11 protein-coding genes are annotated in these 13,792 nt (G+C 60.6%); 7 read left to right on the top strand and 4 right to left on the bottom strand.

All coding sequences use genetic code 11. The features are described 5' to 3' along the window. Positions 1–101: 101 nt before the first annotated feature. From VGB22_08810 to VGB22_08785, 6 genes are all read left to right on the top strand, one after another. Positions 102–533, top strand: a complete 432-nt coding sequence (locus VGB22_08810) for a hypothetical protein (protein HEX9751366.1) — start codon at positions 102–104, stop codon at positions 531–533. A 182-nt stretch (positions 534–715) separates the two neighbouring features. Further along, positions 716–1,504: a succinate dehydrogenase gene (locus VGB22_08805; GenBank protein HEX9751365.1), complete on the top strand. Its 789-nt coding sequence runs from the start codon at positions 716–718 to the stop codon at positions 1,502–1,504. Then, positions 1,504–3,306 carry a fumarate reductase/succinate dehydrogenase flavoprotein subunit gene (locus VGB22_08800; GenBank protein ID HEX9751364.1) on the top strand — a complete coding sequence of 601 codons (1,803 nt, stop codon included), beginning with the start codon at positions 1,504–1,506 and terminating at the stop codon, positions 3,304–3,306. The genes VGB22_08805 and VGB22_08800 overlap by 1 nt, the downstream gene beginning before the upstream one ends. Positions 3,307–3,308: 2 nt before the next feature. Continuing rightward, positions 3,309–4,061 (top strand): succinate dehydrogenase/fumarate reductase iron-sulfur subunit, encoded by a 753-nt coding sequence (locus VGB22_08795; GenBank protein HEX9751363.1) that lies wholly within the window; start codon positions 3,309–3,311, stop codon positions 4,059–4,061. A gap of 28 nt (positions 4,062–4,089) precedes the next feature. Continuing rightward, positions 4,090–5,118: an S-methyl-5-thioribose-1-phosphate isomerase gene (gene mtnA / locus VGB22_08790; protein ID HEX9751362.1), complete on the top strand. Its 1,029-nt coding sequence runs from the start codon at positions 4,090–4,092 to the stop codon at positions 5,116–5,118. A 710-nt stretch (positions 5,119–5,828) separates the two neighbouring features. Beyond that, entirely contained in the window at positions 5,829–7,076 is a 1,248-nt protein-coding gene (locus VGB22_08785) for a reverse transcriptase domain-containing protein (GenBank protein ID HEX9751361.1), read from the top strand. Positions 7,077–7,094: 18 nt separating this feature from the next. On the opposite strand, the gene VGB22_08780 is transcribed toward VGB22_08785, so the two are convergent. Next, positions 7,095–7,847 (bottom strand): ZIP family metal transporter, encoded by a 753-nt coding sequence (locus VGB22_08780; protein ID HEX9751360.1) that lies wholly within the window; start codon positions 7,845–7,847, stop codon positions 7,095–7,097. Further along, entirely contained in the window at positions 7,844–8,722 is an 879-nt protein-coding gene (locus tag VGB22_08775) for an amidohydrolase family protein (protein HEX9751359.1), read from the bottom strand. The genes VGB22_08780 and VGB22_08775 overlap by 4 nt, the downstream gene beginning before the upstream one ends. A gap of 311 nt (positions 8,723–9,033) precedes the next feature. On the opposite strand from VGB22_08775, the gene VGB22_08770 reads away from it, so the two are divergent. Beyond that, positions 9,034–9,426, top strand: coding sequence for a hypothetical protein (locus tag VGB22_08770; GenBank protein HEX9751358.1), 393 nt, complete (start codon positions 9,034–9,036; stop codon positions 9,424–9,426). Positions 9,427–9,531: 105 nt separating this feature from the next. Here VGB22_08770 and VGB22_08765 read toward each other — a convergent pair whose 3' ends face one another. Both VGB22_08765 and VGB22_08760 read right to left on the bottom strand, forming a co-directional pair. Next, a complete protein-coding gene (locus VGB22_08765; GenBank protein HEX9751357.1) occupies positions 9,532–12,396 on the bottom strand; it encodes a molybdopterin cofactor-binding domain-containing protein in 2,865 nt (954 codons plus the stop codon). Positions 12,397–12,461: 65 nt separating this feature from the next. Then, positions 12,462–13,052: a CDP-alcohol phosphatidyltransferase family protein gene (locus VGB22_08760; GenBank protein ID HEX9751356.1), complete on the bottom strand. Its 591-nt coding sequence runs from the start codon at positions 13,050–13,052 to the stop codon at positions 12,462–12,464. Between the last annotated feature and the right edge of the window lie 740 nt (positions 13,053–13,792).

Here is a 13,792-nt window from a genome sequence, read left to right as displayed (position 1 = left end):
CTGTTAGTATCCGCGCTGTGGTTCTGCACCAGCCCAGGACGGCCGGTAGTGTTTAGTAGCTGTACTTCTCATGCGGAAGTACGAGAAAGGACGGTAACGCAATGACCCCGAAATCTCGTAGGGCCCCTTCTCCCCTTCGCAAGCGCCGTCGGCGCCGCACGGCGGGAAAGCCGGCGACTGTCCAGACCCGTTCGGCGCCGCGCCGCGGGCTGGGGACTCGCGCCGGACGCGCCCGAACACCGAAGATGCCGTTTTCGCTGATACTCGATCCAGGCGAACTCAGTGTGTTGCGGAAAATGGCGCGTCGGGAGAACACCTCGGTCGCCAGCGTCATTCGTTCGGCGCTGCATACGGTGATATTCAAAAGCCATCCGGACCTCGCGCGTCACGCGATCGAAAGCGACGTGGATGCGTTTCTCGAGACGGTCGGGCGCAAGCTGCCCAGCGGCGTGGCCAAAGGATCGCGACGGAAACGGCTCCGCAATCAACTGGTTTCCGGACTGCTCGGTGGCCGCAGAGCGCGACGGAATTAGATTCCCAGGGATAAACGCAGCATATGAAGCCCCGCGCTGGTGACGGCGCGGGGCTTTTTTGTCAGTCAGTTCGCCGCCGGAGGTGACGGCCGGGATTTTCGCTTGAACCCATTGGAGCATTCGGTATACTCCCGCTGCATCCGGCAGCCGGACATTGTGAGGCACGCCGGTCGCAACTTTCCATGAGCACGAGCGCCGCCGCGATCCTCGAACAGCGCCTGGGTGCGACATTGCGCCGCGATGCGTGGTGGGGCGCGCCGGCATTGATGGCAGGAGCACTCGTCGTTTTCGGGATATACGCCTTTTGGGCGGCGCTGCAAAATGGTCAGTACCGCTGGGGCCCGTATCTCTCGCCGTTTTACTCTCCCCTGATGCTCCCGGACTGGTGGGCGTTTTCGCCGGCGTTTCTGGTCCTCTGGGTGCCATTGGGATTTCGCGCCACCTGCTACTATTTCCGCCGCGTATACTACCGCGCCTTCCTGATGGATCCGCCCGCGTGCGCAGTGGGCGAGCCGGATCGGGCGTATGCGGGCGAGACGAAGTTGTTCCTGTTTCAAAATCTCCACCGCTTTTTCCTGTATCTGGCACTCATCCTGATCCTGACTCATTCGTACGACCTGTTTCACGCAATCCGCTGGCCGGTCAATGGCATCGGACCCGATGGCATGATGCGCGCCGGATCGCTGGAATTCGGCATCGGTGTCGGCACGCTCGTGATCGCGCTCGATGTCTTGCTGTTGTCGTTGTACGTGTTCGGATGTCATTCGTGGCGTCATCTGGTCGGCGGCAACGTCGATTGTTATTCGTGCGCGCTGGCCGGGCGCGTCCGCCACGGCTTGTGGCATCGTGTCACAATGCTCAATGAACGCCATGCCCTCTGGGGATGGACGTCGCTGATCTGGGTGGGCTTGACCGATCTGTACATCCGTCTGTGTGCCATGGGAATTATCAGCGACGTGAGAATCATCTGATGATTGAAGTCCAACGACACCGTCACGATGTCATCATCATCGGCGCGGGCGGCGCCGGTTTGCGCGCGGCCATTGAAGCGAGCGCGCACGGCGCCAAAGTCGCGTTGGTCTGCAAGTCTCTGCTCGGCAAGGCCCATACGGTCATGGCCGAGGGCGGCGCCGCCGCCGCGCTGGGCAATGTCCGTCGCGAGGACAATTGGAAGGTTCACTTTCGCGACACGATGCGCGGCGGAAAAATGCACAACAACTGGCGCATGGCGCAGATTCACGCGCAGCAGGCCCCCGACCGCGTGCGGGAACTGGAAGCATGGGGCGCGCTGTTTGACCGTACGGCCGAAGGAAAAATCAATCAGCGTCCCTTCGGCGGGCACACCTACGAACGGCTCGCTCACGTCGGCGATCGCACCGGACTGGAGATGATCCGTGTCCTGCAGGACAAAGGCGTGCACAGCGGCATCGATGTCTTCATGGAGCACACGGTTACCCGGCTCTTTGTGATCGATGGCCGTGTCGCCGGGGCATTGGCGTACCGTCGCGAGAACGGTCGCTTCGTGTTGTTCGAGTCGGATGCCATCGTCATGGCGACCGGCGGCATCGGCCGGGCATGGCAGATCACCAGCAATTCATGGGAATACACCGGCGACGGACAAGCGCTCGCCTATGACGCGGGCGCCTCACTGATCGACATGGAGTTCATGCAGTTTCATCCCACGGGGATGGTCTGGCCGCCGTCGGTGAAGGGAATTTTGGTCACCGAGGGAGTGCGCGGCGAAGGCGGTGTCCTGAAAAACTCAGACGGCAGGCGTTTCATGTTTGACTATGTGCCCGACATGTTCAAGGGCGACTTTGCGGATACCGAGAAGGAAGCGGACGGCTGGGTCACTGAAGATCGTACGAAGTATCGCCGCCCGCCGGAACTGCTGACCCGCGACGTGGTCGCGCGCGCGATTCGCGCCGAGTGTGAAGCCGGACGCGGCAGCCCGCACGGCGGCGTCTTTCTCGATATCGCCGTCAAACGCTCGCCCGATTACATTCGCAAGAAGCTGCCGAGCATGTATCATCAATTCAAAGAACTGGCGGGCCTGGACATTACCCGGGAACCGATGGAAGTCGGGCCGACGACCCACTACGCCATGGGCGGCATCAAGGTCGATGCCGATACCCAGGAATCGACCGTGCCGGGGCTGTTCGCGGCGGGTGAAGTCGCCGGCGGCATGCACGGCGCCAATCGTCTCGGCGGCAATTCGCTTTCGGATCTGATCGTCTTCGGACGTCTCGCCGGAATGCACGCGGCCGAATCCGCCCGGAAGGATTCATCGGATCGCACGATACCCGATGCGGACATCGAGGCGGCGATTCAAAGCGCGATCGCCCCGTTCGATCACACCGGCGGAGAGAATCCATTTACCGTCCAGGCCGACTTGCAGAGGATGATGCAAAGCAAAGTCGGGATCATCCGCGAGCGGGCGCAGTTGGAAGAAGCGCTGTCCGACCTGGACGCACTCCGGCAGCGGACACTTAAAGTATCGGTTGAAGGCCATCGCGAGTACAACCCCGGCTGGAATACGGCCATCGATCTGCGCTCGCTGATGATCGTCGCTGAGGCATCGACACGTGCCGCATTGCTGCGCCCGGAGAGCCGTGGCGCGCACACCCGCATGGACTTTCCCAACAGCGAAACGTCGTGGGAACGTCAGGAGATCGTGATCCGACGCGATGGTGAGAAGATGAATGTCGCGGCGGCGCCACAACCGCCGTTGCCCGACGATCTGCGCGCCATCATCGAGAAAGGCGCGGTCTGACCATGGCGACGCGGTCGTTCAGGGTCTTTCGCGGCACCGACCGTGAAACCGGCGCGCTGGTCCCCTACGAAATCGATTGCGATACGGGGATGGTCGTCCTCGATGCTGTGCATCGCATCCAGGCGGAGCAATCATCCGACCTGGCATGCCGCTGGAACTGCAAAGCGGGCAAGTGCGGCAGTTGCTCGGCGGAGATCAACGGACGGCCGCGACTGATGTGTATGACGCGCCTGTCGGACTATGAACCGAACGAGACGATCACCATCACGCCGATGCGGACATTCCCGGTCGTCAGGGACCTGGTGACTGATGTCTCCTGGAATTATTCCTGCAACCGGCGTCTCCCCTACTTCCAGCCGCGTGAGCCGGATTTCCCCGATGGGTCCTGGCGCATGCAACAGTACGAAGTCGAGCGGCCGCAGGAGTTTCGCAAGTGCATCGAGTGTTTCCTGTGTCAGGACGTGTGTCATGTGCTGAGGACCCATGCCAAGTTCGATGATTTTGTCGGCCCGGCATTTCTGATCCGGGCGGCCGTGTATGAGATGCACCCGCTGGACACGAGGGACCGTCGCGAGTTTCTGCAACATGAGGGCGGCACCGGGTATTGCAACATCACCAAGTGCTGCACCGAAGTCTGTCCGGAGCATATCAAGATCACCGATAACGGCATCATACCGTTGAAAGAGCGCGTGGCGGACAAATCGTACGATCCGGTGCGCTGGCTATTGCGCAAGCTCCTCGGCCGCAAGTCGTGATACGATTACCGCTGCCTTGCCCCGGATAATGAAATTCCAAACGCTGGAGTGGAGAGACGGCGCGCTGCACCTGCTGGATCAGCGCGCGTTGCCGCGCCATATCCACACGGTCGTCTGTCCGACCGCCGAGGACACCGCCGAAGCAATTCGCAATCTCACGGTGCGCGGCGCTCCGGCCATCGGCGTCGCGGCCGCCTATGGAATGGCGATGGCGCTCACCGGCAAAGAGGCCGGCATCGAGTCCGCTCTCGTGCGGCTGCGCACGGCGGGCGATGTATTGAAATCGGCGCGACCGACGGCCGTCAATCTCGCCTGGGCGGTCGACCGGATGATGACCGTCGCGGGCCGTTCGGGCGCAACCGACGCGCCGCGTCTCAAGGAGCTGCTCGCCTCGGAGGCGCAGGCGATACATGCCGAAGACGTCGCCATGTGCCGGGGGATCGGCGAGCATGGGGCAACGCTGATCGAAAACGGCGCGATCGTGCTGACCCACTGCAATGCCGGGGCATTGGCGACCGCCGGAATCGGCACCGCGCTCGCCGCGCTGTATACGGCCAGGGACCAGGGGAAAACCTTTCGTGTCTTCGTCGATGAAACGCGCCCGGTGCTGCAGGGATCGCGGCTGACGATGTGGGAACTCCTGCAGGAAGGGATTGACGCCACGCTGATCACCGATAATACGGCGGCGACGCTCTTTGCCTCGGGCCAAATCGATGCGGTCATCGTCGGCGCCGATCGCATCGCCCGCAACGGTGATGTCGCCAACAAGATCGGCACATACAATCTGGCGGTGCTGGCGGCGCATCACGGCGTACCGTTTTATGTCGCCGCGCCCAGATCGACTTTCGATGATGCGATCGAATCGGGCGCGCAGATTCCCATCGAGGAACGCTCCGCCACGGAAGTGACCGATATTGGCGATGCCCGCCTCGCCCCGACCAATGTGCGCGTCTTCTCCCCGGCGTTCGATGTGACGCCCAATGCGCTGATCACTGCGATCATCACCGATACCGGGATTTTGGCGGGGGGACGGTTTAGGCACTCAATCGCACAATAGAGCGGGGGAGATTCATCACTTGTGTCAACCATGGTCGTGGAGAAGCTACTCCAGTATGCCCACGGTGCCGCAGAATCCTTCATATCACTTTCTCGACTCAATCCACTGAAAAGTATTGACGAACATGGCGTACGGCTCATACGGTAACGCTGTGGGAAGTCGTCTTAGCCAGTCTCCAAGTCAACGTCCCGGAAGGGGCGATTTCGTGGAAGACGTGCTCCGGCGGATGTACCCTGTCCGTCGACTGGAAGGGCCGGATTCGGAACCTCAGAAGACGATGCGAGTACCCGGCAGGCGAACCAGAGAGCGGCGTCCAGCTCATTGCAGAGTGCCAGATAACGCTAACAGCATTGATTGAGCACGGGGCCGCCGGGGTGGACGAAAGTTTGGAGATTAGTCCAAACGCCGACCACAAAAACCGTACCACACACGGGATGGAGGGACCATGACCGTTGATGGAGGCAGCAGGTTTGCCGGATTCGGCGCTCTTGTGTCTTTGGCCGTCCGCGTATCACTCGTCTTAGCTAGTCTCCAAGTCAACGTCCCGGAAGGGGCGATTTCGTGGAAGACGTGCTCCGGCGGATGTACCCTGTCCGTCGACTGGAAGGGCCGGATTCGGAACCTCAGAAGACGATAGAAAGCAGGTCTCGTCTACCGGGTTGGACTCGAATGGCACCCGAAAGACAAGGCAGATAGGTCACCAGTAACGATTGAAAAAGATCAGTTCCCTTCCGCTCATTCGGAGCGCCTGGCACACAATCTATCGTAACGGTACGTCTCCGACTGCAGGTGAGAAAACTCGCAAAGAAGTTAAAGAATTCGCTAGAGAGTCGGATCGACACCTCAAACGTGTCTGTAGGCAACTTAGAGAAAAACGATTCACGTTTAGAGGTTCATACGGTTGGCTAAAAGACAAGGGCGAAGGGAAGAAACGCCCGATCGTCGTTGCCCAAGTCGAGGAGAGGATTGTCCAACGTGCGATTCTCGACTTGCTGCAATCGATTGCATCTCTAAGACCTTACTATCTTAATCCATACAGCTTCGGAGGCGTTCAAGAGCGCGACGTTGCCAAGGCGATTGAGTGTACGGCGCACGCAATTCGCGATCGCAAATCACAGTTCTTTGTTCGATCCGACATTGTTGAATTCTACAGGAATGTGCCGCGTCAATCCGTTTTAGCGTCAATCAAAGCGCATGTGACGGATCCGTATCTGTTCCAACTCCTCGACGGTGCGACGAGAACAGAATTGACAAACCTCGGTGCACTTCGGACTATGGGAGAATTGTTCCCAACACAGTTTCGTGGTGTTGCTCAAGGAAACTGCCTTTCGACTCTGCTGGGGAACATTTTACTTCATGAGTTTGACCGTATCACAAACACCGATCAAACTACAACAATTCGATTCATCGACGACTTCGTCATTCTCGGCCCCACACTGCAATCAGTAAGGGCTGTCCTCGCACGCGCCGACAAGGTGCTGAGAGGCCATGGTCTATCGTTGCATGAACTCAATGGTAAGAATTGCAAGGCAAAGACAGGCAGAGTTGACAAGGGGTTTGATTTCCTTGGATGCAAGATCAGCCCGGGTGTCGTAATTCCGAGTCGAGAGTCACGCAGAAAAGTCCTCAAGAAAGTCAAGAGCATCTCCGACGACGCAATTTGTGATCTGAGGTCGATTTCACGTTCGACCCTCTACCATGGGAATGGCCTTTCCGAGTGGCTCAGTAGAATCCGGCTAACCGTACGCGGCTGGTCGATGGCATTTCAGTTTTGCGATCTAAGCCATCCGTCATTGCTGCAACTCGATGAAGACATAGGAGAAGCCGTCAACGACCTTACAGTCAAGGCGCTGGGATTGCTGGGGACGGCTAATCAACAGCAGCGACTGAAACTACTTGGTATCCACCGAGTCCAGAGCACCAAGCACAATCCGATTACTTGGTCTAAGCGACAATAACAGCGCGTGCATTGGTAGTTACAGATTGAAGAACATTGCCTGCGCCGCGAGCATGACGACGACCGAGATGGTCACGGTCGTGGCGACCAGATGACCGGAGGCGTCGCGCAGCGCGTCGGGGATCAACTCGGCGAAAACCATCCAGATCATCGCCCCGCCTGCGATGCCCAAACCGATCGGCAGAAACGGCTCGAAGATGCTGACGAAGAGATACGCGGGCACCGCCATCAGCGGCTGCGGCAGCGACGAGAAGACGCTCCACCACGCCGCTTTCCAGATCGTTGTGCCGCGCGGCACCATTACCAGACTGATTGCCAGTCCTTCGGGGATATTGTGAATGGCGATGACAAGACTGATCATGATGCCGAGCGCCTCGGTTCCGCCGAACGAAACGCCGACTCCCACTCCCTCGGCAAATGAGTGCATGGTCATCACGCCGAGAATGAGGATCGCTTTGCGTCCATCGGCGCCGCTGAGCCGGCCGATGTGAAGGTCTTTGCGTTTTTCGAGAATGCGGTCGCTGACGGCGATGACCGCCATGCCGATTAAAATCCCGATCAGCGTCTTGTAGAGACTGTAATGATTCCCTTCGACGATCAGGCTGTGGCTGGCGGCGAGCATGAGCCCGGCGGCAACGGCATTGGAGATCGACAGCCAGCGACGGCTGACAGTCGGGAAAAATAGAAACGGCATTGCTCCCAAACCGGTGGCCAGCGCCGTGAGCATCGCCACCGCGAAGACGGTCAAGACGCTGACCGGCATCTCGCTCATTTCCACCCGAACAGTCGCATTGCATTATCGCGCAGAATCTGTCGCGTCATGGCCGGATCGTAGCCGAGTTGAAGAAATGCGTGGAGATTGGTCTTCATGTCCGGCACGCCGGGGCCGGGCCAGTCGGTCCCCCACAGAACTTTGTCGGCGTATTTGGCGAGGTCGGGAAAGGCGCGCGGGATGCTCTGCGGCGGAATGCTCGAGAGGTCCATGTATACATTGGGATGGCGGCGCACCAGAAACCGCGCGGTCTGATACCACAACGGCCGTCCCGCATGCGCCATGATGATCGTCAGATCGGGAAAGTCGCAGGCGACATCGTCGATATGGATCGGATCGCCGTACTTGATCCGCGCGCCTTTGAATGTCGTCGTGCCGGTATGAAATACGACCGGCACACCGCGACGCTGACACCCTTCGTATATGACCGGCAGGATCGTGTTGCCGCTGAGATACGCATTCGGGGCAACGCCCTGGTGCGGCGGGTGAATCTTGATCGCGCTGATCCCCCATTCATCCAGCAGCAGCGACAGTTCACCGTTCGGGTCGGTCGAGCCGACCGGATCGACCGACCCATGCGCGAAGATGCGGTCCCGATGGTCGCGCGCGTAGTCGGCGGAGAAACGGTTGACTGCGAACGTGAACCCCATGATGTCGGGCGCGACATAGTTCATGACGCCGACGCGTTCGATGCCGGCCTCGTCCATCAGCGCGATCAACTTTTGGGGATCGCGCGAAACCGAGAGCAGAAACTCGAATCGGTCGCGGCCCTGCTTGAGTTGTTCGAGGATCGGTTCATGCAGCATCCCCCACGGGGCGACATGGATGTGAATGTCGATCACGCCGTAGTCGAGATTCAAGGGGCCGGTCGGCATGCGCCAAAGTTACACGCGCGGGCCGGGAGCAACAGTCAAATTGTCAGAGCTCCGTTACCCGCCGCCTGTCGCCATCCCGGTCACAGTCGTTCTGAGGAGCGCCGTTTCGCCGGAGGCGGAACGGTGCAACGAAGAATCTGCTTCTTCGCCCGCCACGGGGGTAAAAGCAGATTCTTCGCCCTTCAGCCCGCCGCAGGCGGGCTGAAGGACTCAGAATGACGGGGGCGGCCGGCGTGGAGAAACAGAGCGGGTATTCGTGTCATCAGCCGTTGCGAAGCTGGTATAATCTCTTTGACAGAAGGAGGCGCCCCATGACTCACAAATCGGTGTTTGCCGTATTCGCCGGTCTGTTGCTGAGCACCGGCTGCGGTGATGGCCCGACCGGGCCGCCCGGTCCCGACGTGCGCATCTCGGTGGATCGGTTCCGGTACACCGCCGATGAGATGATCAATGTCACCGACACGATTGACTACGAGTGGGACTTCAACGGCACCACCGCCAGTGTTACGCAGTCCTGCGACATCACCGACGGGAGCGCGATGCTGATCATCCTCGACGCCGACAGCACACAGGTCTACTCGCGCGACCTCGATGACGATGGGACGATCTCGACGTTGTCGGGATCAGCGGGCAACTGGCTGGTGCGGATCGAACTGATCGGGCTATCGGGCAAGCTGGAATTTGAGGCGGAGAAGTCGGGGTGAGAGTCGGCGGCGGCGGAGTTCAGTCGACTCGGGGCATGACGAACCCCTCACCCCAACCCTCTCCCACAGGGAGAGGGCGACACCCTGCGCATGCAGGATCGGCGCCTACGTGTGAAGCGCGTCCAGCGCGGCTTTGACCTTGTCTTTGGTCAGCGGCAGGTCGCGGATACGGATGCCGCAGGCGTCATGGAGCGCGTTGGCGATGGCGGGCGCGGGGCCGAGCGTCGGCGGCTCGCCGATGCCGATCGCGCCGAAGGGGCCGCTGGTCTCATCCTGCTCCACCGCGATGACTTTGACCGGCGGCGCTTCGGTCACGCGCATCAGACGATACTTGTCGAAGTTCACGTTCTGACAGATGCCATCGACGTACTTCGAGTCCTCCGTGAGCGCAAATCCGATCCCGAAGGACACGCCGCCGACCACCTGCCCGCGCACCGCGCGCGAGTTGATGGCGCGTCCGAGGTAGTGCGCGGCGACGATGCGGTCGACCGTGATTTTGCCCGTCTTCGTATCGACGGTGATCTCGGCGATCTGGGTGCCGTAGGCCATCGGAAACCACGCCTTCCCCAATCCGGTCTGTTTGTCCAACGGCGCGGTCAATGCGCCCGCGTTGAATCGTCCCTCGCGGCGGCGCGGTTTTCCGTACTTGCGGAAGTTGACGGCGATCTCCGACAGTGCGAGCGGATGGTGACCGTTCCCGGTCACCTGATAGAATCCATCTGCCGCTTCGATCTGCGATGCCTCGACACCGAGCAATTGCGCGGCGACCGCATCGGCATCCTCACGCAAACGCGCGCACGCCATGACCACGGCGTTGCCGGTGGTGTATGTCTGCTTGGTGGCGACCGTCGAGCCGCAGTTGGGGGTGTTGGCGGAGTCGGCATTGATGACGCGAATCTTTTCGACAGTCGAGCCCAATGCTTCGGCCGCCATGATCGCGAATGTGGTGTTGGAGCCATTGCCGTAATCGACCGTGCCCACGCGGATCGAGCAGACGCCGTCGTCGTGCAACTCGGCGATGCACGAGGTGATGTCGGGAATGCCGGAACCGAATCCGATGCCGTACCAGATCGTGGCGATGCCGCGTCCCCGCTTGTAGCGCTCCGGGTCGATGGGGTGTTGCGGCAATGGCTCATTCCAGGGAAAGTCGCGCGCGGCCTCGTCGATGGTCTCGACGACCGGCAACGGTCCGGGCAGGGCAAAATCGGTCGCCGATCGCATACCCGGCTGCAACGCATTGCGGCGACGGAATTCCAACGGATCGATTCCGGCCTCGCGCGCCAGTTCATCCATGAACGACTCGGCACAGAAGGCGGTCTCGGCCGCGCCGAAACCGCGCGTCGCGCCGGTGAACGGGTTGTTCGTGTAGACTGCGTACGAATCGACGCGCACATGGGGAATGTTGTACGGTCCCGATACCAGCACGCCCGCCTTGCGCATGATGTTGACCGACCACGACGCATACGCGCCCGCATCGCCCACCACGCGCGCTTCCAGAGCGATCAACCGCCCCTCGGCATCGCAGCCGCCTTTGATGTTGGTGCGCAGTTGCGTGCGTTTGGTGGTGACATGCATCGTCTCTTCGCGCGTGTACTCGATGCGCACCGGACGGCCGGTGACCAGCGTGCCGAGCGCCGCGTGGATTTGCGCGTAGATGTCCTCGCGTTTGCCGTAGGCCGCACCGATCGCGGGTTGAATACAGCGGACGTCATCTTTGGGAACGCCCAGCGCGCGCGCGACATTCAAACGGTCGAAAAAGACCGACTGCCCCGGCGAGATCACCACGAGCTTGCCGTCGTCGTCGTCCCAGTATGTCAGCGCCGCCTCCGGCTCGATGGGGGCGTGATCCTGCGGATGAGTCGTGTAGCGCCGTTCGATGACATGCGCGCACGACCCCCAGGCGTCATCGACCTTTCCCTTTTCGAGATGATAGTGCGAAAGGATGTTGCCCTTGGCGTGGACCAGCGGCGCATCGGGCGCCATCGCCGCTTCGGGATCGTAGACTCCGGGACGCTCGCCGTATTCGATGTGTACTGCTTCGGCCCCCAGACGCGCCGCCCTGGGAGTCTCGGCCAGCACAAGGGCGATCGGCTCGCCATAGTAGCGCACTTGACTTTCGGCAAAGACGAGTTGATCGCGGATGACCTTGCCGTAGGCATTTTCACCGGGGATATCTTCGCAGGTGAGAACCTTGACGACGCCGTCGACTTCCAGCGCGGCGTAAGTGTCGACCGTGATGATGTCGGCTGAGGCGCGGTCGGCACGGACAGTGACGCCGTGCAGTGTTCCCGGCGGCGCTTTGATGTCGGCAGTGTACAGCGCGGAGCCGTCGATGCGGCTGCGTGATTCGATGCGTGCATGCGCTTTGCCGACGACGTTGAGTTTGCGCGGCGGCAGCTCCGGTGTGCCCGGCACCGGTTTGACCACGCGCGCGGTGCGGTAGGTGTCGCGGTCGAGCTCATCGACTTTGATTTGACCGCAGGCGAGCTTGATCGATTCGACGAGTTGATTGTAGCCGGTGCAGCGGCAGATGTTTTTGTGGATCGCCTGATGGATTTGTTTTTCAGTCGGGTTCGGGTGCATATCGAGCAATGCCTTAGCCGACATCAGGAACCCGGAAGTGCATATTCCACATTGGAATCCATGCCCATCGATAAACCCCTGCTGCAGGGGGTGCAGCCGGCCGTCCTGCGTGAGTCCTTCGACCGTCTCGACGGCGCTGTTCTGCGATTTCTCGACCGGCACGATACACGACATCACCGCCTTGCCATCCTGAATCACCGCGCAGGAGCCGCAAGTGCCGATATCGCAGCCGCGTTTGGCGCCGGTCAATCCGAGGTCGTCACGGATGACATCCAGCAGCGTCCGGTCGGTCGTCGTGTCGATGGTGACCGCGCGGCCGTTGACCGTCATTCGCAGACGGATGGGTGTCCCGATCAGAAGCGGTGCGGCGATGACGTTCTGGCTCATGGCTCTTCCCGGCGACGCGTAACGCACAGTACCACCAATGTATTACGCGACGGCGGCAGGGATCGTCAACTCGAAATTCCGACGCTTTTAGTGCGGTTTGCGGCGACCGATGGGTTCGGCGCAGATCTGCGCAGACCCGCAAGATAGACAATTCCCGCAAGCAGGTAGAACGCCACTGCCGGCCACAGCAGCCATCCGGCGACCGGCTGCCAATCGAACGCGAAACAGAGAAGTGTCAGTCCCCAGATCAGAGCGGCGTAGCGTCCAATGTTGATTGACGTCGGGATTTCATACCGCTTGCGGAAGATCAGCCAGCCGCCGATGATAAGCGCGACATCACGCACGATCGTTAAGAAGAATGCGAGCGGACTCATCCCCCGGTGCATGACGCAAAAGACGCCGACCACGAGGGCCGCGATCTTGTCTCCGATCGGATCGAGAATTCGTCCCCAGCGCGTGATTTGGCCGAGGCGTCGCGCGAGATACCCATCGGCGACGTCGGAGATGATCGCGTAGATGATTAAAACACCACCCCAGATGTCCGAGATGGCGGGCGACGCCATCACCCACCACCACACCGGCAACAGCGCGATCCGCGAGAGCGACAGCGCGTTGGGGATGGTCCAGAAACGCGACTCCGAACCGCCCAGTGTCATGTTAAGAATATCCCGTGGGCGGACGGCGGGGTCAATGTCTACCACCGCCTTTTAAGTTGGACGGTGGCCCGGGGCCTTGGGAATGTCGTAAATCCCATTGGAATCCACAAAATCGAGTTTCATGCAAATAGTCACTCAGGTCATTCCGAGCCCGAAGGGCGAGGAATCTCCAACGCGTTGTCGGCGGCCTCGCGCGCATCGAGACCCCTCGCCCGAAGGGCTCGGGGTGACATCGAATAGGACTTTCTCAACACACCCCCTGGTAAGGGTTTGGGGTGACGTCTGTGTGAGACCCGTACCATCGTGCGGGCTTTCTGACGCTTGGTCACACGCTCGCGTTGGAGATTCCTCACCCCCTCCATCCCGTCCCGCATGCGGGAAGGGATGGAGGGGGTTCGGAATGACATGGGGGGAACTGTCCGCAGAACTCAGCACAACAACGCCTGATACGGTGCGTCCCCCGCCCGAAGAGTCATTCCGAATCCCCCGAATTGAGCGCCGCAGGCGGTCAATGGAGGGGGTGAGGAATCTCCCTTCACGGAAAACTGCCCCGTCAAGGGATGGCTCGAAATACTCTGCCTGCCCGTGGGTAATGCCCATGGGAGGGATCGGGGCCGGGCGTCGCCTCATGGTCTGCCAAGGTTTTGACGGACCCACGGCACATTCTGCTTGCATCGCTCCCTTTAGGCCCGATCTTAGATAATTGGAGTCAGCGCCATACACCCCTCACCACTTCCCAA

The organism is Candidatus Zixiibacteriota bacterium (assembly GCA_036397555.1).
Lineage (GTDB): Bacteria > Zixibacteria > MSB-5A5 > WJJR01 > WJJR01 > DATKYL01.
The sequence above is the reverse complement of the archived record's forward strand: the minus strand, read 5'-3'. Positions and strand labels throughout refer to the sequence as shown.